The following is a 25425-nucleotide window of genomic DNA, read 5'->3' as shown; positions in this document are numbered from 1 at the left end:
GACGAGTGGCTTCCGGGCGACGCGCACGCGCCGAGCGGTCAGACGGGCCGCTGGAGCACCGTCATGCTGCGGTCCGGCAGGGTCAGCCGGTCCCCGGCCTGCACCTTCGGGCCGGTCTCCGAGGGCACGCCGGTCGGGAGGGCCGTGTCGACCACGACCTCCCACTGCCGCCCGTGATTGACCGGAACCACGAACTCCAGCGGCTTGGGCGAGGCGTTGAACATCAGCAGGAACGAGTCGTCGCTGATGCGCTCCCCGCGTGCGCCCGGCTCGGAGATCGCGTTGCCGTTGAGGAACACGGTCAGCGCCGACGCCTGCGCCGAGTCCCAGTCCCGCTGGGTCATCTCCCGGCCGTCCGGGGTGAACCAGGCGATGTCGGACAGGTCGTCGTGGGTGCCCTCCACGGGCCGGCCGTGGAAGAAGCGCCGTCGGCGGAAGACCGGGTGGTTGCGGCGCAGCCACACCATCGCGCGCGTGAAGCCCAGCAGCTCCTTGCTCGGCCCGCCGCGCACGTCCCCGTCCTTCGCGTCCCCGCCCTCCGGATCCCCGTCCTGCGCGTCCTCCTCCTGCGGCCACTCGACCCAGGCCAGCTCGTTGTCCTGGCAGTAGGCGTTGTTGTTGCCGCGCTGGGTGCGGGCGAACTCGTCGCCGTGGCTGATCATGGGCACGCCCTGGGACAGCATCAGCGTCGCGATGAAGTTCCGCATCTGCCGGGCGCGCAGCCTCAGCACGTCCGGGTCGTCGGTCTCGCCCTCGGCCCCGCAGTTCCAGGACCGGTTGTGGCTCTCGCCGTCCCGGTTGTCCTCGCCGTTGGCCTCGTTGTGCTTGTCGTTGTAGGCCACCAGGTCGTGCAGCGGGAAGCCGTCGTGGCAGGTCACGAAGTTGATCGAGGCCAGCGGGCGGCGCCCGTCGTCCTGGTACAGGTCGGACGAGCCGGTCAGCCGCGAGGCGAACTCCGCGAGGGTGCGCTGCTCGCCCCGCCACAGGTCGCGCACGGTGTCCCGGTACTTGCCGTTCCACTCGGTCCACAGCGGCGGGAAGTTGCCCACCTGGTAGCCGCCCTCGCCCACGTCCCACGGCTCGGCGATCAGCTTCACCTGAGAGACCACCGGGTCCTGCTGCACCAGGTCGAAGAACGACGACAGCCGGTCCACCTCGTGGAACTGCCGGGCCAGCGTCGCGGCCAGGTCGAAGCGGAACCCGTCGACGTGCATGTCCGTCACCCAGTACCGCAGCGAGTCCATGATCAGCTGGAGCACGTGCGGGGACCTCATGAGCAGGGAGTTCCCGGTCCCGGTCGTGTCCATGTAGTAGCGGGGGTCGTCGGTGAGCCGGTAGTAGCGCGAGTTGTCCAGGCCCTTGAAGGACAGCGTCGGGCCCAGGTGGTTGCCCTCGGCGGTGTGGTTGTAGACCACGTCGAGGATCACCTCGATCCCGGCCTCGTGCAGCGCCTTGACCGCCGACTTGAACTCCAGCACCTGCTGACCCCGGTCGCCCCAGGACGCGTAGGCGTTGTGCGGGGCGAAGAAGCCGATGGTGTTGTAGCCCCAGTAGTTGTTCAGGCCCATGTCGACCAGGCGGTGATCGTTCACGAACTGGTGGACGGGCATCAGCTCCAGGGCGGTGACCCCGAGCTCGGTGAGGTGCTCGATGATCGCCGGGTGCGCGAGGGCCGCATACGTGCCGCGCAGCTCCTCCGGGAGGCCCGGGTGCCGCATGGTGAGGCCCTTGACGTGGGCCTCGTAGATCACCGTGTGGTGGTACTCGGTGCGCGGGCGCCGGTCGTCGCCCCAGTCGAAGTAGGGGTTGACCACGACCGACGTCATGGTGTGCGGCGCCGAGTCGAGATCGTTGCGCCGGTCGGGATCGTCGAAGTGGTAGCCGTAGACCTCCTCGCCCCAGCGGATCGAACCGCTGATCGCACGCGCGTACGGGTCGAGCAGCAGCTTCGCGGAGTTGCAGCGCAGCCCGCGCTCGGGCGCGTACGGGCCGTGCACGCGGAACCCGTACCGCTGCCCCGGCATGATGCCGGGCACGTACGCGTGCCGCACGAACGCGTCGCTCTCGCGGAGCTCGACCGCCGTCTCCGAGCCGTCGTCGTGCAGCAGACACAGCTCTACTCGGTCCGCGGCCTCCGTGAAGACCGCGAAATTGGTACCGGCGCCGTCGTACGTGGCACCGAGTGGATACGCCTCGCCAGGCCAGACCTGCATGGATACGACTCTTTCAGGTGTGCGGCGCCGGTGGGGACGCCTTGGTCCCGAGTCTCCCCGAAAGTGAGGGAACCTCCTATGACTTATCTCCCTCTTACCGAGTGACCAGTGCATACGCGGTATGCCAATCCATTGGGGCAATCACATACTCCCGGGGCTGTGGGGGAGTAGGGGGAAAGACGTGCGCAAGACAGTGCACCGCCACCTGGGGAAGGTGGTGGCCGGTACCGCCATCGCGGTGGCCGGGACCGCCGTGATGGTGGCGGTGACCCTGCCGGGCACGGCGGGGGCGGACGACAGCGGGACCCGGGCGGGGCAGGCCGTCCCGAAGGAGGCCGGCGCGGCGGCGGGCGCGGGCGGCCGGGCCGTGTCGCCGGGCGTCGTGGAGGCGGCCCCTGCCGAGGGGCACAAGGGCGAGGGCCGTGACCCGCTGACCGACGACGAGCTGAAGCGGGTCGAGAAGGTCGCCCTCAGCAAGCAGCTGTTCCGCAGCAGTGAGAGCGTCGACGGGGACCGCGGCCCGCAGCGGCTCGGCGTCGACCTCGCCGAACCCGAGGCCGACGAGGTCGGCAGGCCGGACGCGCCCCGGCGCGCCGACGTGACGTTCTACGACTACCGGGACGACACTCTCGTGACCCGGACCGTCGATCTCGGCACCGGCGAGGTGGTGCACAGCGACACCCAGCACGGCGTCCAGCCGCCGCTGAGCCGCGCCGAGAAGGCCGAGGCGGCCGCCCTCCTGATCGCCGACCCGCTGGGCTCGGGCCTGAAGGCGGACTACGAGGACGCCACCGGCAAGGCGCTCACCGGCCCGGACCAGCTCCAGCTCAGCGGCGCCGTCTACCGCGCAGCGCCGGGTGCCCAGCCCGCCGTGCTCGACCGGTGCGGGGAGCACCGCTGCGTCCGGCTGTTCCCGAAGGTCAAGAACGGTCCGTGGGTCGACGCCCGGTCCCTGGTGATCGACCTGAGCGCCCGCAAGGTCGCCCGGCTCGACCGCTGACCCGCCCTCCTCGCTCACCCGTCCACCTCGCTCCTCCTCGTCAGGGAGTCATCTCGTCATGCGCGTGAACAGCAACACCAGGGCCCGCACCCGGGCCGCCGTGGGCCTGACCGTGGCCGCGCTGGCCGCGGGCGCCACGGCCGGCGCGGGACCGGCCACCGCCCAGCCGAAGGCCGCCCCCGCCGCCCCCGCGGCCGCCGAGTGCAGCACCGCCTACCGCATCGAGCAGAAGCTCTCCACCGGCACCACCTGGCGGATGTGCTGGCGCTACGACGGCAAGGCCGGCCTCGTGCTGGAGAACATCTCGTACCAGCCCAAGGGCGAACCCAAACAGATCAAGGTCCTCAACAGCGCCCGCCTCGGTCAGATCCACGTCCCGTACGACGACGGCAACATCGAGTACGACGACCTCACCGGCTTCGACTTCGCCCAGGGCCTGATGAACCTGGCGCCGGGCGAGTGCCCCGGCGGCACCATCAAGACGGTCAAGGTCCCGGACTCCTGGAACGAGGACCCGAACGTCAAGGGCCTGTGCACCACCACCCGCTCCCGCGGCCACGCCTACCGCATGCAGGGCGACACCGCGAACAAGGTCTTCCAGACCGAGGGCAAGGACCTCCTCGTCTACACGGTCAACCAGGTCGGCTGGTACGAGTACATGACCGAATGGCGCTTCCAGGACGACGGCACCATCACCATGAACGTCGGCGCCACCGGCAGCCTCTCCTGGGACGACTACGACGCCGGCGACGGCCGCGGCTGGCCCATCGGCAAGGGCGCGAGCGCCAAGGCCACCAGCCACAGCCACAACGCCTTCTGGCGGCTCGACTTCGCCCTGGACGGCTCCACCAAGAACAAGGTCGAGCAGTACGACTCCACCGTCAGCGCGCCCACCCGGGGCCAGCGCGCCCCCACCACCAAGACCACCCGCACCAAGGTGACCAAGGAACTGGCCGGCGACAGCAAGGCCTACCGCTGGTGGCGCATGGTCAGCGCGACCGGCAAGAACAAGGACGGACACGCGCGCTCCTACGAGATCGTCCCCGGACCCACGACCAAGTACCCGGGCCGCAGCTACACCAAGCACGACCTGTACGTCACGCAGTACAACAAGTGCGAGCTGTTCGCCAGCCACAACCCCGGCAACTGCGGGGCCGGAGCCGGTAAATCCGTGGACGAGTGGGTCAACGGCCAGGCCCTGACCCACCCGGTGGTCTGGATGAACATCGGCTTCCACCACATAGCCCGGGACGAGGACCAGCAGCCCATGCCCGTCCACTGGCAGGGCTTCTCCATCGCCCCGCGCGACGTCACCGCTATGAATCCGCTCACTCCGGCCGAGCTCGGCTGGCAGAACGGGCACTGGCGGCCCCGGAGTTGAGAACTACCCTGCCCATCCGGCTGCACCGCCGACCGCTCCCGGAGTACCCTTCCTTGATCGTTGACAAGGGGAGTGCTCGGGGGAGCGGAAGGCGGTGCGCGGGTGGGCTCGGGAGGGCTGGAGCTGCCCCCTGGTGACGAGGGTCACGAGGGGAACTCCACTGACGTCCCGACCGGTGCCGTGTCCCTGGCGCGGCCGATGGACGCGACGGGCTCGATCGGCCCGGAGCTGGACTGGGACGCCGACGCCTGGCGCGAGGTGCGCACCCGCGCCCAGCGGGCCGGCCGCGCCTACATCTGGCTGAACCTCGTCGAGCAGCGGCTGCGGGCGGTCGTCGCCGCCGTGCTGCGGCCCGTCTACGAACCCGTGCACGGCGAGGACTGGGTGGTGGCCGCCGCCGGGCCGGCCGGCCAGGAGTGGGTGCAGCGCGCGGTCGCGGTCCGCGAGGTCAGCCGCCGCAAGGGCTATCTGCTCGACCCGGCCGACGACAACGTGCTCTCCTTCCTCACCCTGCCGCAGCTGCGCGAGCTGATGGTGCAGCACTGGCCCTGCTTCGAGCCGTACTTCGACGACCGCCGGGACGTCGAGCTCGCCCTGGACGAGCTGGAGGTCACCCGGAACGTCGTCTCCCGCAACCGCGCCCTGTCCGAGGCCGTGCTGAACCAGGCCGAGCGGGCCTCGGCCCGGCTGCTGGAGATGCTCGGCGCGGGCGGTGACGTGCCCTCGGCGCGCAGGCTGCCCGTCGACGCGGTCGAGGACCTGGTCGGTGACCGGTACGCCGACGTGGTCGCCGTCCACCCGGACCGGGTGCGGCTGATGCGGCAGTTCCCGGCCGAGGACATCTTCGGCGGCGCCCGCCGTCTCGACGCCATCGGCATCGGCCTCAACCTGCTCGTGCAGAACTTCTCCGGCCGGCGCCTGGTGCGGCTGGCCGAGTCCGGCTGCCGGGTGCGGCTGCTGTTCCTCAACCCGGCCTCCAGCGCGGTCAAGCGCCGCGAGCGGGAGCTCGGCATCAGGCGCGGCGAGCTCAGCCGGGCCGTCGAGATGAACATCCTGCACATGCGCCGGGTGCGGGCCCGGCTGCGCGACCCGGCTGCCTTCGAGATCCAGGTCTTCGACGAGACGCCCCGCTTCACGGCGTACCTGGTGGACGGCGACGGTGCGGACGGCATCGCGGTCGTGCAGAGCTATCTGCGCCGCACCCGGGGCATGGAAGCACCGGTGTTCGTGCTGCGCAACGGCAGCAAGGTGGTTAAGTCGGGCGAGGCGGACGAAAGCGGCCTGTTCCCCACGTACCGCGAGGAGTTCGAGGTGATGTGGGCGGATTCGCGGCCGGTGTCCTGAACTGTGCCCCGGTGAGCGGTGGTTCTCCGGTCCGCTGCCGGGGCTGAGCGGAACGACGGCGGGGGTAAGCGGAGCGCGGTCCTTCGATTGTCAGTGGTGCATGGGAAGGTGGAGACCACTGGGGGAACGCACCACAAGAAGGGGGACCGCCCATGGGCTGGCACCGGGAGCTGCTGGTCGGCTTCGACCTGGAGACGACGGGCACGGATCCGCGCGAGGCGCGCATCGTCACGGGGGCCGTGATCGAGGTCAGGGACGGGGAGCCGATCGGGCGCCGGGAGTGGCTGGCCGACCCGGGAGTGCCGATCCCCGAGGACGCGGTGGCGGTGCACGGCATCAGCAATGAGCGCGCGGCGGCCGAGGGCGGACCGGCCGACCAGGTGGCGGACGCCCTGGCCGACGTCCTCACCTCCTACTGGAAGACGGGCGTGCCGGTCGTCGCCTACAACGCGACCTTCGACCTCACCCTGCTCTCCGCGGAGTTGCGGCGCCACGGACTGCCGTCCCTGCGCGATCGCCTGGGCGGCGTGGACCCGGCGCCGGTCATCGACCCCTACACCATCGACCGCTGGGTCGACCGCTACCGCCGCGGCAAACGCAACCTCGAAGCGGTCTGCGCCGAGTACGGCGTCGTCCTCGACACCGCCCATGACGCCATGGCCGACGCCCTGGCGGCGGCCCGGCTGGCCGGGGCGATAGCCGACCGCCACCCCAAGATCGCCATGCTCGGCCCGGCGGCCCTGCACCACCGCCAGATCGAGTGGTACGCGCAGTGGGCGGCGGACTTCCAGAGCTTCCTGCGCGGCAAGGGCGATCCGACCGCCTCCATCGACGGGACGTGGCCTCTGCGGGAGTTGGCGGACGAACCGGTCTGAGCCGGCGTCAGGCGGGCCGGTCGCTCAGAACGGATACCACCGCACGGTCTCGTCCCCGTCCCTCAGCGACCGCACCCGCCGCTCGAACTCGGCCAGTGCCTTCGGGTTGCTGGGCGCGTGCTGGGCGACCCAGGCGCAACTTGCCGTCTCCCGGGCCCCGCGCAGCACACCGCAGCCGGCCCATCCGCGTACGTCCCATCCGTAGGTCTCCGTGAACGAGGCGTACGCCTCGTCCGGCAACCCGTACCGGTCGTGTGACAGTGCCATCACCACGAGATCGTGCTCGCGCAGGTCCGCGGACACCGTCTCCAGATCCACCAGCACGGGCCCGTCGGGTCCGACGTGCACATTGCGCGGCAGCGCGTCCCCGTGGATCGGCCCCGGCGGCAGGTGTGGTGTGAGCGCGGCGGCCCGAGCGGCGAACCCGTCCCGCCGCTCGCGCAGATAGGCCGCGTCCGCGGGATCGATCGCATCCCCCGCGAGCCGCAGCCACCGCTCCACCCCGCCCAGCAGATCGCGGGCCGGGAGTGCGAAGGGAGGCAGGGCAGTGGCATGCACGACCCGCAGCAGTTCGGCCAAATCCCGCGGCTCGGCGGGCCGCACGGCGTCCGGCAGCCGATGCCACACCGTCACCGGATGCCCGTCGACCAGCAGCGCCTTCGGCTCGGCCGCACGCACCGCCGGCACGCCCGCCTCGGCGAGCCACACCGCGATGTCCAGTTCGCGGCGCGCCCGGTCCAGGAGTTCGGCGTCACGGCCGACCTTGACGACCAGGTCACCGGCGGCGAACACCGCGTTCTCGCCCAGGGCGAGCAGTCGCGCCTCCCGGACCGCACCGGGCGGCAGCACCCCTGCCGCGGCCAGTACGTCCCGCGCCCGTGCCTCGTCCATCGTCCGCCTCCGTCGTCCGTGCTTCGACCGTCGGGTTCCGGCCATCCACCGGCCAGTGTCGCATCGGCACAGGTCGGGCGGCGTACGCGGTGCCTTGACGAGGCACACGGCCTTCACGAGCATGACCAGGCCGGCCGAGCGTGCAAAGGGGCTGATTCCGTGACAACGGTGACCGAGGCTTCTCCCCCTTCGCCCCCTTCGCCACCGCCGAGAAAGGCCGGCCGCAGACCCGGCGGTGGGCGGCCCCGCCCCGCCGCCGGCCACGGGGCCTGGTTCCTGGTGCTGCCCGCTCTGATCCCGATCCTCGTCCTCAGCGTCGGACCCCTGCTGTACGGGATCCTGCTGGCCTTCACCGACGCCCAGTCGGGCCGCACCGCACCCACGCAGTGGATCGGCGCCCTCAACTTCCGGGACCTGCTGCACGACACGCTGTTCTGGGAGTCGTTCCGGATCGGGCTGGTGTGGGCGGTCGGCGTCACCGTGCCGCAGTTCCTCCTGGCGCTGGGCCTCGCCCTGCTGCTCAACCAGGACCTGCGGCTGCGCTGGCTGGCCCGTGCGCTGGCGATCATCCCGTGGGCCATGCCCGAGGTCGTCGTCGGCATCATGTGGCGGCTCGTCTACAACCCCGACGCGGGCATCCTCAACGAGACCCTGCGCGACGTCGGTCTGGGCGGCGGCCGGGACTGGCTCAGCGGACTGGCGACGGCGCTGCCCGCCGTGATCCTCGTCGGGGTCTGGGCGGGCATGCCCCAGACGACGGTGGCGCTGCTCGCCGGGCTGCAGAACACCCCGCGCGAACTGCACGAGGCGGCGGCGGTCGACGGCGCGGGCGCCTGGCGCCGCTTCCGCACGGTCACCTGGCCCGCCCTGAAACCCATCGCCCTCGCCATCACCGCCCTCAATTTCATCTGGAACTTCAACTCCTTCGCCCTGGTCTACGTGCTGACCAGCGGCGGCCCCGGCGGCCGGACCCGGCTGCCGATGCTCTTCGCCTACGAAGAGGCCTTCCGCTACGGACAGTTCGGCTACGCGGCGGCGATGGGCTGCGTGATGGTGGCCGTGATCTCGATCGCCCTGGCCGTCTTCCTCGCCGGCCGGCTCAGGGGAGGTGACGACGCATGAGGACCAGCACACCGGCCCGCGCCGGCCAGTACATCGCGCTGCTCGCGTACCTCGTCTTCCTCGCCTTCCCGTTCCTCTGGCTGGTCTCCACCGCGTTCAAGCCGCCGCGCGAGCTCGGCAGCCTGCACCCGACCTGGATCCCGGAGGACCCCACCCTCGCCAACTTCCGGCAGGCCTTCGACGAACAGCCGCTGCTGCACGCCGCCCTCAACTCCCTGCTCGCGGCGCTGGGAGCGGCGGTCGTGGCCGTGCTGATCGCGACGCCGATGGCCTACGTCGTCGCCCGCCGCCGCACCCGGCTCGCGAAGGCCGTGACGGGGTGGGTGGTGGTCAGCCAGGCCTTCCCGTTCGTCCTGCTGATCATCCCGCTGTTCCTCGTGCTGAAGAACCTCCGCCTGATCAACTCCGTGCCGGGTCTGGTGCTGGTGTACGTGGTGTGGGCGCTGCCCTTCGCGCTGTGGATGCTCGCCGGGTACGTACGGGCCGTGCCGCCCGAACTGGAGGAGGCCGCGGCGGTCGACGGGGCGGGCCGGGTGCGGACGCTGGTGTCGGTGACCGCGCCGCTGCTCGCGCCGGGCATCGTGGCGACCGCGCTGTTCGCGTTCATCACCGCGTGGAACGAGTTCTTCTTCGCGCTGGTGCTCCTCAAGACCCCCGAGAAACAGACGCTCCCCGTGGTCCTCACCCACTTCATCGGCGCCGAGGGCGTCGCCGACCTCGGCCCGCTCGCGGCGGCGGCGTTCCTCGCGACACTGCCCTCACTCGTCGTCTTCGCGCTCATCCAGCGGCGGATCACGGGCGGCATGCTCACCGGGGCGGTGAAGAGCTGATGCGCACCCGCCTGCTCGCCCTGGTCCTCCTGCTGCTGCTCGCGGGCTGCTCCTCCGGCGGCACCCGCGACGACGGCCGGATCACCCTGCGCTTTCAGTCCCTCGCCTGGCAGGAGGAGTCCGTCGAGGCCAACAAGCGCCTGGTGAAGGAGTGGAACGCCACCCACCCGGACGTCCGGGTGGAGTACGTCCAGGGCTCCTGGGACAGCGTCCACGACCAGCTCCTCACCGCCTTCGAGGGCGGCGAGGCACCCGACATCATCCACGACGCCTCCGACGACCTCGCGGACTTCGCCTACGGCGGCTACCTCGCCGATCTCACCGGCCTGCTGCCCGCGAGGCTGAAGTCGGACATCCCGCGGCGCAGTTGGGAGGCCACGACCTTCGGGGACGGCGTCTACGGCGTGCCGTTCCTCCAGGAACCCCGCGTGCTCATCGCCAACGCGACGTGGCTGCGGAAGTCCGGCGTACGGATCCCGACCCCCGAGAAGCCCTGGAGCTGGGCCGAGTTCCGCCGGATCACCGAACGTCTCGGCGGCCGGGGGACGTACGGCGTGGCCTGGCCGCTGAAGGAACCCGTCTCCGCGACGCTCAACCTCTCCCTGTCGGCGGGCGGGCGGCTCTTCCACCGGGGTGCGGACGGCAAGGTGACGGTGCGGTTCCAGGCGGCCGACCAGGTGGTGCCGCGCACCGTCCACGCCCAGGCGAACACCGACCGCAGTGCCTCGCCCACGACCCTGGGCAGTGGCGGTTCCGACACGCTGCCCGGCTTCTTCGCGGGCCGGTACGCGATGGTCCCGCTCGGCTTCTCCTACCGTCAGCAGATCGTCCAGCAGGCCCCGAAGGGCTTCGACTGGCAGGTGCTGCCCGCCCCGGCGGGGGACGCCGGACTCACCCAGGGCGTCAGCCCGCAGACCCTCTCCATCGCCGAGGACTGCCCGCACAAGAAGGAGGCCGCGGAGTTCCTCGACTTCTTCCTCAGGCCGCCGAACATGGTCCGCCTCGCCCTCGGCGACTGGATGCTGCCCACCGGCACCGAAGCGCTGAAGGACCCCGCCCTGCACCGGACGAAGGACGGCTGGGCCACCGGCACGGCCCTCGCCGGGCACCTGAGACCGGCACCGGCCCAGTCCGTCCGCGGCTACCCCGAGTGGAAGGACAAGGTCGCCACCCCCGCGCTCCAGGAGTACTACAGCGGAGCGATCGGCATCGACGAGCTGCGCCGACGGCTGGAGGAGGACGGCAACCTGGTGCTGGCGCGCTACCAGCGCTGACGAGCATGTTGCACGAGACGTCTCGTCTCGCGTAGGGTCGGCGCATGACCAGTCGCGCCCACATCGCCATGTTCTCCATCGCCGCCCACGGCCACGTGAACCCGAGCCTGGAGGTGATCCGCGAGCTCGTGGCACGCGGCCACCGGGTGACCTACGCGATCCCGCCCGTCTTCGCGGACAAGGTCGCGGACACCGGCGCCGAGGTGAAGCCCTGGAACTCGACGCTGCCCTCCCCCGACGACGACCCGGAGGCGTGGGGGAGCACCCTGCTGGACAACGTGGAGCCGTTCCTCGCCGACGCGATCCAGGCCCTCCCGCAGCTGATCGAGGCCTACGAGGGCGACGAACCGGACCTCGTGCTGCACGACATCGCCAGCTACCCGGGCCGGGTCCTCGCCCACCGCTGGGGCGTCCCCGCGGTCTCCCTCTCGCCGGCCATGGTCGCCTGGGAGGGGTACGAGGAGGAGGTCGCCCGGCCCATGTGGGAGGAGCCGAAGAAGACCGAACGGGGCCGCGCCTACTACGCCCGCTTCCAGGCCTGGCTCGAGGGGAACGGGATCACGCAGCACCCCGACGACTTCGGGGGCCGGCCCGACCGCTCGATCGTCCTGCTCCCCAAGGCGCTCCAGCCGAACGCGGACCGTGTCGACGAGCGCGTGTACTCCTTCGTCGGCGCCTGCCAGGGCGACCGCACGGCCGAGGGCGACTGGCGGCGCCCGGCAGCCGCCGAGAAGGTCGCGCTCGTGTCCCTCGGGTCGGCCTTCACCAAGCAGCCCGGCTTCTACCGGGAGTGCGTCAAGGCGTTCGGCGACCTGCCGGGCTGGCACCTGGTGCTCTCGGTCGGCAAGCACGTCGACCCGGCCGAGTTCGCGGACGTCCCGGCCAACGTCGAGGTGCGCTCCTGGGTGCCGCAGCCGGCGATCCTGAAGCAGGCCGACCTGTTCGTCACGCACGCCGGCGCCGGCGGCAGCCAGGAGGGCCTGGCCACCGCGACGCCTATGATCGCCGTACCGCAGGCCGTGGACCAGTTCGGCAACGCGGAGATGCTCCAGGGCCTGGGCGTCGCCCGCCGGATCTCCACGGAGGAGGCGACCGCGGAGACCCTGCGCGCGGCGGCCCTCGCCCTGGCCGGCGACCCGGAGGTGGCCCGCCGCCTGAAGGAACTCCAGGCGCAGACGGCCCAGGAGGGCGGCACCAGCCGCGCGGCCGACCTCATCGAGGCCGAACTGGCCGCGGCCCGGGCCTAGGTCGTGTCCGCAAAGTCCCGCCTGCCCCGCGACGCCTGGCACGCTCCCCCAAGCTCTCGACTCCGCTCGAGCAGGGGGCACCCCCACTCGCCGTACCGGACGAAGCCCCAAGTACATCCAGTACGAGGAACTCCGCCCGGCACGCCGAGAGCACGCACCAGACGCCGCGGGGCCCGCCCTCCGGGCGAACGACGGGACTATGCGGACACGGCCTAGGACCGCCGTTGTCGCGTCAGGCCGTCGTCACACCGCGACGGCCTGGCGGGTCAGGGTCAGGCGGGCGTTGTCGAGCGTGGCGTCCATGCGCGCCGACTGGCCCTTGGTGAACATGAACATCGCGGCGTCGTCCGTGTAGTCCATGTAGTTCATGAACATGTCGCCGTCCGGTCCGTTGCCGCACGTCACGTGGGGGAAGGCGGGCGAACCGGCGTTCGCGCCGCCCTGGTTGGGGGTGTCCGCCACGAAGTCGCTGCCGCTGCACCCCTCGTCGTCGTCACCCCAGATGTGGCGCAGGTTCAGCCAGTGCCCGATCTCGTGCACGGCCGTGCGGCCGCCGTCGAACGGGGCCGTGGCGGTGCCGGTGGTCCCGAGGGCGGTGTGCGTGACGACCACGCCGTCCGTGGAGGCGGCGCCGCCCGGGAACTGGGCGTAGCCCAGCAGTCCGCGGCGCAGCCGGCAGACCCAGAGGTTCAGGTAGATGTCCGCGGGCCAGGCGTCCTGGCCGCCGCTCAGGCTGAACTTGACCAGGTCGTCGGTGCCCCAGTCGTCGACCGCGCTCTCGGTGCGCGTGATGCCGTCCGTGGGGCGGCCCAACGGGTCGGTCCGGGCGAGGTGGAACTGCAGGCGCGCGTCCGCCACCAGGTCCTGCCAGACCGCGGGCACCTTGCTCACGTCCGGGTTGCTCGCGCGGAAGTCCTGGTTGAGGACGTCGATCTGACTGTGGATCTGGGCGTCGCTCACGTTCTGTTCGGGGTTGCTGTGCACGACGTGCACGACGACGGGGATGTCGATCAGGCCCTGCCGGGCGGTGACCTGCTCCATCGACTCGTAGGCGAACGCGGTGTTCTCGATCAGGGCCCGGTTCTCGGCGTACTCCGGGTTCAGGGTGAGGAGTCTGCGGTGCACCTCCATGGCGCCGCACCAGCGGCTGTAGTCGGGCGAGGTGGCGCGAAGGAATGCCTGCGCATCGGACATGGCGTGCCCTTCGAGGGAGCGGGATGGTGCCGCGCACGCGGCTGCGGAACTGCGCGTCTGAAACGCGTCGCGAGGGCCGGGCGACGTCGGGCGGAGCGGTCGGTTGCCCGTACCTTCCGAACCCATACACTGATAATTCTAGGCACCTTGGTGCAAGAGAGACAATACGGACGGCGTTGCACGAGTGAGGTGGCCGGGTCATGCGAGAGCCCCCGTCGGACCTGTTCCGTTCCTGGTTCCACTCCTACGAGGAGGACCACGAGGACGTGCGGGTCTACCGGCCGGACGACTTCCCCTTCCCGCCCGCGCGCGGCCGCCGCGGCATGGAGTTCGCACCCGACGGCGGCTTCGTCGACCACCCGCTGGGACACGGTGACGCCCCCGGCGCCGTACCCGGCCGCTGGCGGCTCGTGTCGGACCGTCACCTCGTGCTCTCCTTCGGCGGCGCCCGCCCGGACCGGGAGCTGGAGATCGTGCGCTGCGACGAGCGGGTGCTCCAGGTGCGGCGGCTGGTGTAGGGCCCGTTCGTGAACCTGGCCCATCCCAAGTTGAACGAGGAACCATACGGTTGAGTCGTCAATTTCATGCCGTCTCGGGTGACTTGCCACCCCGCTCTGAGCAGCGGAAACTGTAAGTGATGACGTAGAGCCCACCGCCACTCCGACTCTGCGCCGCCCCGACGGACGAACAAGGGGGTGACCCGGTGGAGAACGAACTGCACATCCTCCTCACCGAAGAGGACGCGGAAGCCGAGCGCGTCGCGGAGCTGACCGGCTATCTGCGCGAGGAACTGCTCGATCTCGACGTGGACGACGTCACCACGCTCCCCGATGGCGAGGCCCCGCCCGGAACGCGGGCCGTGGACGTCACCCAGATCGGTGCCCTGCTGGTGACCCTGGGCAGCTCGGCGACCGCCCTGAACCAGGTGATGACCGTGATCCGGTCGTGGATGGGCCGTCGCCGTGACACCCACCCGTCCTTGCACCTGCGGATGGGGGACGACGTCCTGGAGGTGTCCGAGGCGACCGACGATCAGGTCACGGAGGCGTTCAAGATCTTCGTCGAGCGCCATTCCAGAGCCGGAGCCGAGACATGACGGATTCCAGACACGCGCTGATCATCGCAAACGACCGGTACGCCGACCAAGGGCTCAAGAAGCTCGAGGCGCCCGCCCAGGACGCCGTGGCTCTCGAACGGGTGCTGCACGACCCGCAGATCGGCGACTTCGAGGTCGAGGTCGTGCACAACGCCTCGGCCGACCTCATGCGCAGGCGCATCCAGGGCTTCTTCAACGACCGCCGCCGCGCCGACACGCTGCTGCTGCACTTCTCCTGCCACGGCCTCAAGAGCGAGTCCGGCGAGCTGTACTTCGCCGCGAGCGACACCGAGCCCCCGCTGCTGGCCGCCACGGCTGTCGCCTCCCAGTTCGTCCGCGGTTGCATGTCCGGCACCCGGGCGGGCCGCAGCGTCCTGTTCCTCGACTGCTGCTACGGCGGCGCCTTCTCCCGTGGCTCGGCCTCCGTGCGCGCCTCGGGAGAGGTCAACGTCCTGGAGTCGTTCGCGAAGGACGAGCCGGCCAGCGGTCGGGGCTGGGCCGTCATCACCGCGTCCGACTCCATGGAGTACTCCTTCGAGGGCAACGAACTCGCCGAGAACTCCGCGCCGCGGCCCTCGGTGTTCACGCACGCGGTGGTCGAAGGCCTGGAGACCGGCGAGGCCGACCTCGACGCGGACGGCAACGTCTCCCTCGACGACCTGTACGAGTACGTCTACCGACACGTACGGGAGCAGAACCCCCACCAGACACCGAAGAAGGCGGCGGAGCTGCAAGGGGAGTTGCATCTGGCACACAGCCGGCGCGGCGGCATCAAGATCGTCGCCATACCCTCGCCGTCCGCCCTGCGGGCGGCCCTGCACAGCGACGACTTCCTGACCCGGCAGGGCGCCGTCACGGAGTTGTGCCATCGACTGCAGCGCCCCGAACTGCCCGTGGCGGAAGGGGCGCGTCAGCACCTGGGCGAGGTCGCCCACGACGAAGTCCAGCCGCTCGCCGATCTGGCGGCCGGCGCCCTGAGCGAGATCCGCCTGGCGCCCTCCCCGGACCGCCTGGACTTCGGCCGGATACCGAGGGGCTCGACGCCTCCCAAGCAGTCCGTGATTATGCAGGGCCCACCGCTGGCCCGGCACTGCGTGGTCCAGCCCAAACAGCCGTGGCTGCGGGTCGATCCGACCAGGAACGGTATGGAGGTCCACGTCGACACGACCGCCACGGGGCGCCTCTCCGGCGACATCGCGCTGAAGGGCGTGGCCGACGAGTCCGTGATCCACGTCGAGGCGGAGGTGACCCCGGCGGACGGTGCCCCGAAGCCCGAACCGCACGTCTCGGACGACTCCACAACGCCGAAGCCCCGGCCGGAAGACAAGCGGCGCACGGTGGTCATCGATTCCTCGCGCATCCCGTCCAAGCCCGAGGAGCCGCCCAAGACCGCGGAACAGCAGAAGCGAACGGACGGGACGACCCCGTCCCGGCGCGCTCCCGCCCTTGCCGGTGCCGCCCTCGCCCTCGCCGTCACGGCGCTCGCCATGCTCTTCATGACCATCCAGCGGGGAGTGGTGGCCGTCGTGGCGCGGGCCGACGCAGGGGTGACCGGCAACGTCGAGGACAACATCCGCGAGCACGGAGCGCTCACGCCGCTCATCGTGTGTCTGATCACCGGTGCGGCAGCCCTGGTCGCCGGCGCGTTCGCCCGGCACGATCTCGGCGCGCGGCGGGAGCACTACACCAAGCAGGCGGCGAGCGGTACGCAGACACTGACCTCGGTCGCCAAGGGGCTGGCGATCCCCACGCTGGTCCTGGCCGTCCTCGCGGGCATCGCCTACCTGGTGGGCAGCGCTCAGTGGTGACCGCCTGACGCTGCGCCGGAGCGGGGTCGGCATTCCGGAACAGCTGCTGGGCGGCAGGGCATGGAAGGGCCCGTCGGTTGCCCCGGCAACCGACGGGCCCTTCCACGCCCCCGCGGCGATCAGACCTTGAGGGGTTCGCCCTCGTCGTCACGCGCCGCCGGTGCGGCGACCGCCTGCGGCGTCTCGTCGTGCGTGAGGTCCGGCAGCCGGTGCAGCCACTTCGGCAGATACCAGTTGCGCTCGCCGAGCAGCGCCATCACGGCCGGCAGCAGCACACCACGGATGATCGTCGCGTCGATGAGCACCGCCGCCGCGAGGCCGACGCCCATCTGCTTCATGGACTGCATGGACAGTGTTCCGAAGATCGCGAACACGGCGACCATGATGACCGCGGCACTGGTGACCACCCCGGCCGTGGTGACCACGCCGTGCCGGATCGCGTCCTTCGTCGCCAGGCCCCGCAGCCGCGCCTCGCGGATCCGGGAGACCACGAACACGTGGTAGTCCATCGACAGGCCGAACAGGATCACGAAGAGGAACAGCGGCAGCCAGGTGATGATCGCGCCGACGCCCTCCGCGCCCACCAGGGACGCGCCCCAGCCGTGCTGGAAGACCGCGACGAGAATGCCGTACGCGGCGCCCACCGACAGCAGGTTCAGCACGATCGACGTGACCGCGATGGTCAGCGAACGGAACGACAGCAGCATCAGGACGAAGGCGAAGACCACGACGAACGCGAACACCGGGACGACGGCGCCCGCCAGCTGGTCGTTGAAGTCCTTCGACCCGGCCACCTGCCCGGTGATGGGCGCCTCGAGACCGTCGACCTTGCCGAGCGTGGCCGGACGCACCTCGTCCCGCAGCAGGTCCAGGCTCGCGCCCGCCTTGTCCTGGTCGGAACCGCCCACGAGCGGGACGTAGACGAACGCGACGTTCTTCGCGTCGTGCAGCTTGATCTCCACCGGGCCCCGCGAGGCGCCCGAACTGATCGCCCGCTCACGGAAGTCGGCGAGCGCGGACTTCACCTCCGGCGCGTTGATGTCGTGCGCCTTGACGATCACCTCGGCCGGCTCGGAACCGCCCGGGAAGGCGTCGTTGAGCCGGTTGTACGTCTGCACGATGGGCAGCGAGTCGCCGAACTCCTGGTCCAGGGTCAGCTGTTGGGTCTTCATGCCGAGCGCGGGAGCCGTGATGGCCAGCAGCGCACCGGCCGCCACGACGACGGCGACCACCGGCTTGGCCAGGACGCGCCGCAGGACGGCCGTCCAGAACCGGCTGTCCTGAGTGCCGCCGCTCCGCTTGCGCCGCCGCAGGAACGGCAGACGGCCCTTCTCGACGCGCTCGCCCAGCAGCGACAGCAGCGCGGGCAGCACGGTCACGGACCCCACCATGGCCACGGCCACCACCATCAGCGAGGCCAGGCCCATCGCCTCGAACTCGGCGAGCCCGGTGAACAGCATGCCCGCCATCGCCACGCACACCGTGACACCCGAGACCACGATCGCCCGGCCACTGGTCGCGGCGGCGATCCGCAGGGCCGTCTGCGCGTCCCGGCCGGCCTCGCGCTCCTCGCGCTCGCGGCGCAGGTAGAACAGGCAGTAGTCGACGCCGACGGCCAGACCGACCAGCAGCATCACGGAGTTCGCGGTGTCGCTCATCGGCATGACGTGGCTGACGACGCCCATCAGACCCATCGTCGCCATGATCGCGGTGATCGCCAGCAGCACCGGCAGCAGCGCCGCGACGAGCGCGCCGAAGGCGATGAGCAGAATGCCGAGGGCCACCGGCACCGCGGAGTACTCGGCCTTCTTGAAGTCGTCGCCGAACGCGTCGTCGAACGTCTTCATCATGCTGGCGCCGCCGATCTCCTCGATCCGCAGCGACTCGTGATCCTGCTGGACGCCCTCGACGGCCTTCAGCACCGGTTCGACCCGCTCACCGGCGGTGTCCGACTCGCCGCGCATGTCGAATTGCACGAGCGCGCTGCGGCCGTCCTTCGAGATCGTCTTCGTCTCGTACGGCGAGGTCACGTGGGTGACCCGGCCGGTCCCCTCGACGGCCCGCACGACCGCGTCCACGGCGTCCCGGAACTCGGGGTCCGTCGCCTTCAGGTCACCACCGCCCCTGGCCTGGATCAGCACGGTCTCACCGGCCGGCTCGTCGATGCCGGCGTCCTCGACGATCCGCGCCGCGGTGTGCGTCTCGCCCTTCAGCTGGTCGCTGTCCTTGACGTCGACCCGGCCGGCGGCCGAACCGAGCCCCATCGCCAGGACGACGAACAGCACCCAGATGCCGACGGCAGCCCATCGGTGCCGGGCGCTCCAGCCGCCGGCCCGGGCGGCGAGGCCCCGCACCCGTATGTCTCCGTTCCCCATGACGGGCTTGCCCCCTCGTGATGCGGTGGCGGCCCCCTGCCGCCCCCTTTCGCTTCGAAGGTATGGGCTGGATAAAGCCATCTCGTCGTGCTGCCCGGTGACGTGGGGGAGCCGGAACTCATCCCCATGGAGCGAGCCCTCTCCCCACTGGGGAGGACCTCCACGGACCGTGGTCCCTTACACCTATCGCCGGACATGTCCGGCTCCCCGGGTGTGTGGATCCTGGGTAAACGGTTGTGCGCCGCATTGACCGGTGAGTAATTTACGGGGCCGGGCAGCTGCCCGCGGCGGACGTCGTGCCCACCCCCACGGGGCACGACGGCCGCCTTATCGTGAGCGGATGACGACGACATACGCGGCCCTGCTGCGCGGCATCAACGTGGGCGGCAGCAGGAAGGTCCCCATGGCCGACCTGCGCACGCTCCTGGCGGACCTCGGCCTCGACGACGTCCGCACGTACCTGCAGAGCGGCCAGGCGGTGTTCGCCTCCGGCCACGGCGACGAGGAGTCGCTGGCCGGTGAGATCGCGCGGGCCATCGAGAAGCACTTCGGCTTCGGCGTCGACGTGATCGTGCGCGATCACGCCTATCTGCGGGCGATCGCCGACGCCTGCCCGTTCCCGGCCGCCGACCTGGAGCCCAAGCAGCTCCACGTCACCTACTTCTCCACCCCCGTCACCCCCGACCGCTTCGCGGAGATCGACCAGGGGGTCTACCTCCCCGAGGAGTTCCGCCTCGGCGACCGGGCGCTGTACCTGTACGCCCCGAACGGCCTGGGCCGCTCCAAGCTGGCCGAGCACCTGTCGAAACCGCGTATCAACAAGGGCGTGATCGCCACCACCCGCAACTGGAACACGGTCGTCAAGCTCGTGGAGATGACCGGTGCCTGAGCACAACCCGGCCGTCGAGTCCGCGATGGAGGGCGAACTCGCCCTGCTCACCCCGAAGGTCCGCCGCTCGCCCGACCGGGTCGGGGCGCTGCTGCACCCCGACTTCCACGAGTTCGGCGCCTCCGGCCGGCACTGGAGCCGGGCCGCCATCATCGCCTCCCTGGCCGCGACCACCGAGACCGGCGCCCGGCCCGTCGCCGTCTCCGCCCTCAGAGGCGTACAGCTCGCCCCGGACCTGGTCCACCTCACCTACGACACCGAGTACGACGGCAGCCGCGCACACCGCAGTTCGCTGTGGCGGCGCACGGAGGGCCGCTGGCTGCTCTACTTCCACCAGGCGACCCCGTTCAGCGAACGGGCAAAGTGACCCGGCGGTCCCCCAGGTAGGGCGTGTACGACGTGATCTCGGCCGGCACGGTCAGCCGCGGGTCCGCGAAGAGCCGCTGCCGGTCGTCCGGGGAGCGGGCGGCGGCGACCGCGTCGGCCGCCGCGAGGGCGTCCTCGGTGAGGGGCGTGCCCATGCGGAGCCAGGGCTCCCAGCCGTCCCAGGGGAGCAGCTCCACGCCGTTCAGCGCGGCCAGGTCGCGCAGCACGTTCCCGTGCACGAACCACAGGCCCCGGAGCTTTTCGACGGAGCTCAGCCCGCACGTCTCGGGGTCCACGCGCCCCCGGCGGCAGGCCTGCCAGACGTCACCGGCCACCAGGAAGGCGTCTCGTGGCACGTCCATCGGGTCGAACGGCACGTCGTACCCGCTGTGGATCTGCGCGTCGGCCAGCCGCCGGACGCCGTCCGGGGCGAGGTACTCCGTGACCCAGTGGTCCTCGTACCAGCCGTCGGCCAGGTAGGTGGCGAACCCGCAGCGCAGACGCGCCGGCGTCCCCGTGGCCCGCAGCAGCGAGCACAGCAGGAGCGAGAAGTCCCGGTGTCCCCACGAACCTCCCGCCGGGCGCCCGGTGTTCTTCGGTGAGGGGCGTGCTCCCGCGCTCCCGCAGGATCCGCAGTATCCGCAGGATCTCCGTGACGTACCGGGACTCGGCGTCGTGGTGCAGCCGCTCCTCGGGCACGTCATACCCGAACAGCCCGCCCTCGCCGCGGTGGATGACCAGGCCCTTGACCAGCGCGGCCAGCCGGCGCGGTGCGCGGGGCAGCCCGCTCGTGTCGAAGTCCCCGGGATCGCTGTACGGCGTCTGCCGCGAAAAGAAGTCCTCGTCCATGCCAGGACCCTCGGCCCTGCCCCCGGGGCAAGGTCAACCTGCCGGCCGTTCGCCTGAACACCGCCGCCGCCCCCTGCGTACCTAGGGACGGACGGCACGAGAACGGAGTCTCGCGAGAGGAATCGCACGGCCACCGACAGGAGCCCGCAGTCATGAGCGACACGAACCTCGTCTACGCCTACGCGGTCCTGCGCCGCACCCCCGAGGCCGCTGCGGCCGCGGCCCACCTGCGCGGTGTCGCGGGGGAGCCGATCCACCTGGTCGACCCGGCGGTCACCAGCCCGCCGCTCGCCTTCGCCGTCGGCCACGTCCCGCCCGCCGACTACGACGACGCTCCCCTCCAGGCCCACCTCGACGACCTGGACTGGCTGGAGTCCACGGTCCGCTCCCATCACGCCGTGGTGGCCGCCCTGGTGGCCTCCGGCGCCGCCGTGCTGCCCCTGCGCCTCGCCACCGTCTACCGCGACGAGGACACCGCCCGGCAGGCCCTCGACACCCGCCGCGGCTACTTCCTCTCCCTGCTCGACCGCCTCACGGGCCACGTCGAACTCGGCGTCAAGCTCTACGCCGCCCCGGACATCACCCCGCCCGAGGCCGACACCGACCCCGAGCAGGACCCGGTCACGGGCCTCGGCGTCGGGCGCGCCTACCAGGTGATCCGCCGCCGCAGACAGCGCAGGAACGAGGAGGCCTGGCGTACGGTCGTCCAAGCGGCCGCCCGCCTCACCGAAACGGCCGGGACCCTCGCCGTCGACCGCGTCACCCACACCCCCGAACGCGGCAGCCTGGCGGGCACGGCCCCCGGCACCAACATCGGCAACGACGCCTACCTCGTCCCGAAGGACCGGGTCACCGCGTTCCGCACGGGCATCCTCACGGCCGCCCAGGGCGTCCCCGGCCTCCGCGTGGAGGTCACCGGCCCGTGGGCCCCGTACTCCTTCGCCCTCCAGCCGGAACCGCGCGAGGAGACGGCGGCGTGACCCGTCAGGCGCTCACGGCCGCCGGCAGCGGCATCCGGGCCGCCTCGTACCGCTGAAGCACCACCCGCGCCACCTCCGGCGCCGGTCCCAGGACATCCGCCAGGACGTCCGCCTCGGCCGCGCCCCGGGCGATGCGGTCCGGGAGGAAGCCGGGGGCCAGGACGTACGGGGAGACGGCGACCCGGGAGCAGCCGAGTGCGCGGAGTTCGCGGACCGCGTCCTGCGTGCGGGGGAGGGATGCGGAGGCGAACGCAGGCCGCACGGCGCACCAACCGGTGTGCCGCCACTCCCGCGCGATTTCTGCGATCACTGCGATCGCCTCCGGGTCGGTGGATCCCGCCGAGGCCAGGACGACCCCGGTCGAGGACTTGTCGGCGGGGGTCAGGCCCGCCTCGTACAGGCGCCGTTCCAGCGCTGCCATGAGCAGCGGGGAGGGGCCCAGGACGTCCGCCTGGTGGATGCGCAGCTGCGGGGGCGCGTCCGCGAGGACCGCGGGGATGTCCGCCTTCGCGTGGAACGCCCGGGTGAGGAGGAGGGGCAGGGCGACGACGTCGCGGACGCCCTGCACCGCCAGGGACTCCAGGACCCCCTGTACCGAGGGGACGTTGAAGTCCAGGAAGCCCGTCTCCACCCGTACGTCGGGGCGCGTCGCGCGCACCCGGCGCACCAGGGCGTGCACCGTCGCGGCATGGCGCGGGTCGCGGCTGCCGTGGGCGATGACGAGGAGGACGGGCTTGTTGGTCATGGGACTCAGTTCTTCACCAGCAGGCCGCGGCTGCGCAGCACCCACCGCTCCAGCGGGCTGAAGATCAGCAGGTCGATGGCGATGCCGACGATCAGGATGAGCAGGATCGCCTCGAACACCATGGCCATGTCGCTGGCGTTGCGGCCGTTCTCCAGCAACTGGCCGAGGCCGACGCCGAGGTCGGGGAAGGACGCGATGATCTCGGCGGCCATCAGGGAGCGCCAGGAGAAGGCCCAGCCCTGCTTCAGACCCGCCACGTAGCCGGGCAGGGCGGCGGGCAGGACGATGTGCCAGGTGCCCTTCAGGCCCGTGGCGCCGAGCGTGCGGCCCGCGCGCAGGAACAGCGGGGGCACCTGGTCGACGCCGGAGACCAGACCGTTGGCGATCGACGGGACCGCGCCGAGCAGGATCACCGCGTACATCATCGAGTTGTTCAGGCCCAGCCAGATCACCGCCGGCGGCACCCAGGCGACCGACGGCAGGGACTGCAGGCCCGACAGGATCGGGCCGAGCGCCGCGCGGATGAACTTCACGCGGGCCACGATCAGGCCCAGCGGCGTGCCGATCAGCAGGGCGAAGAGGAACCCGAGCAGACCGCGCGAGACGCTGGTCCAGATGTAGCCGAGCAACTCGCCCTGGAGCCACGCGGTCTGGACGACGTCCCACACCGCGGACGGCGCGGGCAGCTTCGTCGGGTCGTCGACGACCTTGAACGAGACGAGTGCCTGCCAGACCGCCAGCACCAGCGCGACGGCGAGGACGGGTGGCAGGATCTTCTCGGTGAAAGTCTGCCGGAACGGGGTCCGGCCCGTCTGCCGCGTCTCCAACGCGTCGAGGCCCGCCTCCAGCCCGGCGAGATCGTTGCCGTCCTTGGCGACGGTCGTCGAATCAGTGCTGGCCATGACGGCGGATCTCCCCACGCAGTTCTTCGGTGATCTCGACGGACAGTTCCGCCACGGCGGTGTCCTCGATGCGACGCGGATGCGGGATGCCGACCGTCCACTCACGCGCGATGCGCCCGGGACGGGACGACAGCAGCACCACGCGCTGCGCGAGCCGCACCGCTTCACGCACGTTGTGCGTGACGAACAGGACGGACACCTGCGTCTCGCGCCAGATGCGGGTCAGCTCGTCGTGCAGCACGTCCCGCGTGATGGCGTCCAGCGCCGCGAACGGCTCGTCCATCAGCAGCAGCTTGCTCTCCTGCGCGAGCGCCCGGGCCAGCGCGACGCGCTGGCGCATGCCGCCCGACAGTTCGTGCACCCGCTTGCCGTACGCGCCCTTCAGCCGCACCAGTTCGAGCAGCTCCTCGGCACGCTCCCGGCGCTCGGCCTTCGGCACGCCCCGCAACTTCAGGGCGAGTTCGATGTTCTTGCCCGCGGTCAGCCACGGGAACAGCGCGTGCTCCTGGAACATCAGCGCCGGACGGCCGTCCGTGGCGATCTCGCCGGCGCTGGGGCGGTCCAGGCCCGCCACCAGGTTGAGCAGCGTGGACTTGCCGCAGCCCGAGGCCCCCAGGAGGGTGACGAACTCTCCGGGCGCGACGTCGAGGGTGATGTCGTCCAGGACGAGCTGCTGTCCGGCGGGGCCCGCGAACGACTTCGACACGTGCTCGATCCGGGCGGCGTGCGTGGCCGACTCGGTGCCGTCGGCGGCCTTGGCGAGGGTCGTGGCCATGGTCGTCACCTCCTGGGAACTCTTCATGCGGATGCGGGCTTACTTCGCGCCGAGACCGGCGTCGTCGACCGCGGGCTCGCCCTCGGCCTTGAGGACCTTGTTCAGCGGCGCGAGGTCGTAGATGCCCTTCAGGTCCGGCTTCTGCAGCAGGCCCGCCTTCACCGCGTGCTCCGCCTCGGTGTTGAGGGTGGAGGCCAGCGGGTCGTCGGTGAACCGGATCGACTTCCACGCCGGGTCCAGCACATCGGCCGGCAGCGCCTTGCCGGAGTCCGTCTCCAGCTGCTTGTTCGCCGCCGCCTTCGCCGCGTCCGGGTTGGCGTTGATCCACTTGTTGGTCTCGACCGAGCCCTTGAGCACGGCCTCGACGACCTTCGGGTGCTCCTTCAGGAAGTCCTGACGCACGATGATGTTCGTGATCACGAACTTCTTGTCCGGCCACAGCGTCGACTCGTCGAGCAGCACCTTGCCGCCCTCGGCGACCAGCTTCGACGCCGTCGGCTCCGGCACCCACGCGCCGTCGATCGACCCGGACTTGTAGGCGTCCGGGGTGACCTTGTTGTCGCTGCGGACGACCGTGACGTCACCCTTGCCGCTCTGCGGGTCGACCTTCCAGCCCTGCTCCGCGGCCCAGTTGAGGAACGCCACGTCCTGCGTGTTGCCGAGCTGCGGGGTCGCGATCCGCTTGCCCTTGACGTCCTTCAGCGACTTGATCTTGTCCGGGTTCACCACGAGCTTCACGCCGCCGGAGGCCGATCCGCCGATGATGCGCAGGTTCTTGCCGGCGGACTTGGTGTAGCCGTTGATGGCGGGGGAGGGGCCGATCCAGCCGATGTCGATGGACTTGGAGTTGAGCGCCTCGATCTCCGAGGGACCGGCGTTGAAGATGGCCGGCTTGACCTCGGTGGCGCCGAGCGCCTTCTGGAAGATGCCCTTCTGCACACCCACCAGCGCGGTGCCATGGGTCAGGTTGCCGAAGTAGCCGATCTTGACGGAGTCGAGTCCGTCGATCTTCTTCGCCCCGGCGGCGACCTTGGCGGCACCGTCGTCGTCCTTGGCCTCGGAGCCGTAACCGCAGGCGGCCAGCGTGAGCAGGGGAAGTGCGGCGATGACCGCGAGACTGCGGCGAAGAGCGGAGGAAGCAGGCACGGGAGGTGGTCCTCTCGGAGGCCCGGCGGTCACGGTCTCTCAGGTCGTGGCCGGGAGGTCGGCAGGTTTTCGTCTACGGCGGTGGGGGGTGAGGGCGCGCAGGCAGTGCGCGTACGTCAGCGC

At 71.1% G+C, this 25425-nt stretch carries 23 protein-coding genes; 14 read left to right on the top strand and 9 right to left on the bottom strand.

Features of this window, described 5'->3' with window-relative positions; translation table 11 throughout:
* Window positions 1–38: 38 nt before the first annotated feature.
* The gene (gene glgX, locus IE153_RS18045; RefSeq protein WP_189590707.1) at window positions 39–2213 is read right to left on the bottom strand and encodes a glycogen debranching protein GlgX; all 2175 of its coding nucleotides are present in this window, start codon (window positions 2211–2213) and stop codon (window positions 39–41) included.
* 181 nt (window positions 2214–2394) lie between these two features.
* On the opposite strand from glgX, the gene IE153_RS18040 reads away from it, so the two are divergent.
* The 4 genes from IE153_RS18040 (at window position 2395) to IE153_RS18025 (ending at window position 6813) form a co-directional block, all read left to right on the top strand.
* Entirely contained in the window at window positions 2395–3213 is an 819-nt protein-coding gene (locus IE153_RS18040) for a Tat pathway signal sequence domain protein (RefSeq protein WP_189590706.1), read from the top strand.
* 58 nt (window positions 3214–3271) lie between these two features.
* Entirely contained in the window at window positions 3272–4594 is a 1323-nt protein-coding gene (locus IE153_RS18035) for a copper amine oxidase (RefSeq protein ID WP_189590705.1), read from the top strand.
* A gap of 102 nt (window positions 4595–4696) precedes the next feature.
* Window positions 4697–5938, top strand: coding sequence for a DUF5919 domain-containing protein (locus IE153_RS18030; protein ID WP_229829037.1), 1242 nt, complete (start codon window positions 4697–4699; stop codon window positions 5936–5938).
* 152 nt (window positions 5939–6090) lie between these two features.
* On the top strand, window positions 6091–6813 hold the full coding sequence (locus IE153_RS18025) for a 3'-5' exonuclease (protein WP_189590704.1): 723 nt from the start codon (window positions 6091–6093) through the stop codon (window positions 6811–6813).
* A 24-nt stretch (window positions 6814–6837) separates the two neighbouring features.
* On the opposite strand, the gene IE153_RS18020 is transcribed toward IE153_RS18025, so the two are convergent.
* Complete coding sequence (locus IE153_RS18020; protein ID WP_189590703.1) at window positions 6838–7704, bottom strand: phosphotransferase enzyme family protein; 867 nt, start codon at window positions 7702–7704, stop codon at window positions 6838–6840.
* Between the two features lie 159 nt (window positions 7705–7863).
* On the opposite strand from IE153_RS18020, the gene IE153_RS18015 reads away from it, so the two are divergent.
* Genes IE153_RS18015 through mgt form a run of 4 tightly spaced genes read left to right on the top strand, consistent with a single transcriptional unit; the run spans window position 7864 to window position 12177 of the window.
* Window positions 7864–8826: a carbohydrate ABC transporter permease gene (locus IE153_RS18015; RefSeq protein WP_229829036.1), complete on the top strand. Its 963-nt coding sequence runs from the start codon at window positions 7864–7866 to the stop codon at window positions 8824–8826.
* Window positions 8823–9656 (top strand): carbohydrate ABC transporter permease, encoded by an 834-nt coding sequence (locus IE153_RS18010; RefSeq protein ID WP_189590702.1) that lies wholly within the window; start codon window positions 8823–8825, stop codon window positions 9654–9656. Before IE153_RS18015 ends, IE153_RS18010 begins: the two co-directional genes overlap by 4 nt.
* On the top strand, window positions 9656–10930 hold the full coding sequence (locus IE153_RS18005) for an ABC transporter substrate-binding protein (protein ID WP_189590701.1): 1275 nt from the start codon (window positions 9656–9658) through the stop codon (window positions 10928–10930). The genes IE153_RS18010 and IE153_RS18005 overlap by 1 nt, the downstream gene beginning before the upstream one ends.
* Window positions 10931–10974: 44 nt before the next feature.
* A complete protein-coding gene (mgt, locus tag IE153_RS18000) occupies window positions 10975–12177 on the top strand; it encodes a macrolide-inactivating glycosyltransferase (protein WP_189590700.1) in 1203 nt (400 codons plus the stop codon).
* Window positions 12178–12420: 243 nt separating this feature from the next.
* Here mgt and IE153_RS17995 read toward each other — a convergent pair whose 3' ends face one another.
* Complete coding sequence (locus IE153_RS17995) at window positions 12421–13371, bottom strand: zinc metalloprotease (protein ID WP_189590699.1); 951 nt, start codon at window positions 13369–13371, stop codon at window positions 12421–12423.
* Window positions 13372–13571: 200 nt separating this feature from the next.
* Between IE153_RS17995 and IE153_RS17990 the strand changes: the two genes are divergently transcribed.
* From IE153_RS17990 to IE153_RS17980, 3 genes are all read left to right on the top strand, one after another.
* Window positions 13572–13889 carry a hypothetical protein gene (locus tag IE153_RS17990; protein WP_189590698.1) on the top strand — a complete coding sequence of 106 codons (318 nt, stop codon included), beginning with the start codon at window positions 13572–13574 and terminating at the stop codon, window positions 13887–13889.
* A gap of 185 nt (window positions 13890–14074) precedes the next feature.
* Window positions 14075–14467, top strand: a complete 393-nt coding sequence (locus tag IE153_RS17985; RefSeq protein WP_189590697.1) for a hypothetical protein — start codon at window positions 14075–14077, stop codon at window positions 14465–14467.
* Window positions 14464–16275 carry a caspase family protein gene (locus tag IE153_RS17980; RefSeq protein WP_189590696.1) on the top strand — a complete coding sequence of 604 codons (1812 nt, stop codon included), beginning with the start codon at window positions 14464–14466 and terminating at the stop codon, window positions 16273–16275. The genes IE153_RS17985 and IE153_RS17980 overlap by 4 nt, the downstream gene beginning before the upstream one ends.
* A gap of 119 nt (window positions 16276–16394) precedes the next feature.
* On the opposite strand, the gene IE153_RS17975 is transcribed toward IE153_RS17980, so the two are convergent.
* Window positions 16395–18650, bottom strand: a complete 2256-nt coding sequence (locus tag IE153_RS17975) for an MMPL family transporter (protein WP_189590695.1) — start codon at window positions 18648–18650, stop codon at window positions 16395–16397.
* Between the two features lie 340 nt (window positions 18651–18990).
* Between IE153_RS17975 and IE153_RS17970 the strand changes: the two genes are divergently transcribed.
* Complete coding sequence (locus IE153_RS17970; protein ID WP_189590694.1) at window positions 18991–19539, top strand: DUF1697 domain-containing protein; 549 nt, start codon at window positions 18991–18993, stop codon at window positions 19537–19539.
* Window positions 19532–19906, top strand: a complete 375-nt coding sequence (locus IE153_RS17965; protein ID WP_189590693.1) for a nuclear transport factor 2 family protein — start codon at window positions 19532–19534, stop codon at window positions 19904–19906. The genes IE153_RS17970 and IE153_RS17965 overlap by 8 nt, the downstream gene beginning before the upstream one ends.
* Here the strand turns inward: IE153_RS17965 and IE153_RS17960 are convergent.
* The gene (locus IE153_RS17960; protein ID WP_229829035.1) at window positions 19887–20609 is read right to left on the bottom strand and encodes a hypothetical protein; all 723 of its coding nucleotides are present in this window, start codon (window positions 20607–20609) and stop codon (window positions 19887–19889) included. The genes IE153_RS17965 and IE153_RS17960 overlap by 20 nt on opposite strands.
* Window positions 20610–20906: 297 nt before the next feature.
* Between IE153_RS17960 and IE153_RS17955 the strand changes: the two genes are divergently transcribed.
* Window positions 20907–21734: a GvpL/GvpF family gas vesicle protein gene (locus tag IE153_RS17955; RefSeq protein WP_189590692.1), complete on the top strand. Its 828-nt coding sequence runs from the start codon at window positions 20907–20909 to the stop codon at window positions 21732–21734.
* Between the two features lie 4 nt (window positions 21735–21738).
* Here IE153_RS17955 and IE153_RS17950 read toward each other — a convergent pair whose 3' ends face one another.
* Genes IE153_RS17950 through IE153_RS17935 form a run of 4 tightly spaced genes read right to left on the bottom strand, consistent with a single transcriptional unit; the run spans window position 21739 to window position 25302 of the window.
* Window positions 21739–22479: a sirohydrochlorin chelatase gene (locus tag IE153_RS17950; RefSeq protein WP_189590691.1), complete on the bottom strand. Its 741-nt coding sequence runs from the start codon at window positions 22477–22479 to the stop codon at window positions 21739–21741.
* A gap of 5 nt (window positions 22480–22484) precedes the next feature.
* Window positions 22485–23381, bottom strand: a complete 897-nt coding sequence (locus IE153_RS17945) for an ABC transporter permease (RefSeq protein ID WP_189590690.1) — start codon at window positions 23379–23381, stop codon at window positions 22485–22487.
* Window positions 23368–24156, bottom strand: a complete 789-nt coding sequence (locus IE153_RS17940) for an ABC transporter ATP-binding protein (RefSeq protein ID WP_189590689.1) — start codon at window positions 24154–24156, stop codon at window positions 23368–23370. Before IE153_RS17940 ends, IE153_RS17945 begins: the two co-directional genes overlap by 14 nt.
* Window positions 24157–24195: 39 nt before the next feature.
* A complete protein-coding gene (locus IE153_RS17935; RefSeq protein ID WP_189590688.1) occupies window positions 24196–25302 on the bottom strand; it encodes an ABC transporter substrate-binding protein in 1107 nt (368 codons plus the stop codon).
* Window positions 25303–25425: the final 123 nt, after the last annotated feature.

Origin of the sequence: Streptomyces massasporeus, assembly GCF_014648995.1 — a bacterium.
Classification (GTDB): Bacteria; Actinomycetota; Actinomycetes; order Streptomycetales; family Streptomycetaceae; genus Streptomyces; species Streptomyces massasporeus.
The sequence above is the reverse complement of the archived record's forward strand: the minus strand, read 5'-3'. Positions and strand labels throughout refer to the sequence as shown.

Excerpts from the sequence above, each read along its gene's own strand:
- IE153_RS17975 (WP_189590695.1), bottom strand. The coding sequence starts at position 18,650 with ATGGGGAACGGAGACATACGGGTGCGGGGCCTCGCCGCCCGGGCCGGC.
- IE153_RS18025 (WP_189590704.1), top strand. The coding sequence starts at position 6,091 with ATGGGCTGGCACCGGGAGCTGCTGGTCGGCTTCGACCTGGAGACGACG.
- IE153_RS17970 (WP_189590694.1), top strand. The coding sequence starts at position 18,991 with ATGACGACGACATACGCGGCCCTGCTGCGCGGCATCAACGTGGGCGGC.
- glgX (WP_189590707.1), bottom strand. The coding sequence starts at position 2,213 with ATGCAGGTCTGGCCTGGCGAGGCGTATCCACTCGGTGCCACGTACGAC.
- IE153_RS18005 (WP_189590701.1), top strand. The coding sequence starts at position 9,656 with ATGCGCACCCGCCTGCTCGCCCTGGTCCTCCTGCTGCTGCTCGCGGGC.
- IE153_RS18010 (WP_189590702.1), top strand. The coding sequence starts at position 8,823 with ATGAGGACCAGCACACCGGCCCGCGCCGGCCAGTACATCGCGCTGCTC.
- IE153_RS17960 (WP_229829035.1), bottom strand. The coding sequence starts at position 20,609 with ATGACGTGCCCGAGGAGCGGCTGCACCACGACGCCGAGTCCCGGTACG.
- IE153_RS17950 (WP_189590691.1), bottom strand. The coding sequence starts at position 22,479 with ATGACCAACAAGCCCGTCCTCCTCGTCATCGCCCACGGCAGCCGCGAC.
- IE153_RS17995 (WP_189590699.1), bottom strand. The coding sequence starts at position 13,371 with ATGTCCGATGCGCAGGCATTCCTTCGCGCCACCTCGCCCGACTACAGC.
- IE153_RS18035 (WP_189590705.1), top strand. The coding sequence starts at position 3,272 with ATGCGCGTGAACAGCAACACCAGGGCCCGCACCCGGGCCGCCGTGGGC.
- IE153_RS17990 (WP_189590698.1), top strand. The coding sequence starts at position 13,572 with ATGCGAGAGCCCCCGTCGGACCTGTTCCGTTCCTGGTTCCACTCCTAC.
- IE153_RS17945 (WP_189590690.1), bottom strand. The coding sequence starts at position 23,381 with ATGGCCAGCACTGATTCGACGACCGTCGCCAAGGACGGCAACGATCTC.
- IE153_RS17980 (WP_189590696.1), top strand. The coding sequence starts at position 14,464 with ATGACGGATTCCAGACACGCGCTGATCATCGCAAACGACCGGTACGCC.
- IE153_RS17940 (WP_189590689.1), bottom strand. The coding sequence starts at position 24,156 with ATGGCCACGACCCTCGCCAAGGCCGCCGACGGCACCGAGTCGGCCACG.
- IE153_RS18020 (WP_189590703.1), bottom strand. The coding sequence starts at position 7,704 with ATGGACGAGGCACGGGCGCGGGACGTACTGGCCGCGGCAGGGGTGCTG.
- mgt (WP_189590700.1), top strand. The coding sequence starts at position 10,975 with ATGACCAGTCGCGCCCACATCGCCATGTTCTCCATCGCCGCCCACGGC.
- IE153_RS17955 (WP_189590692.1), top strand. The coding sequence starts at position 20,907 with ATGAGCGACACGAACCTCGTCTACGCCTACGCGGTCCTGCGCCGCACC.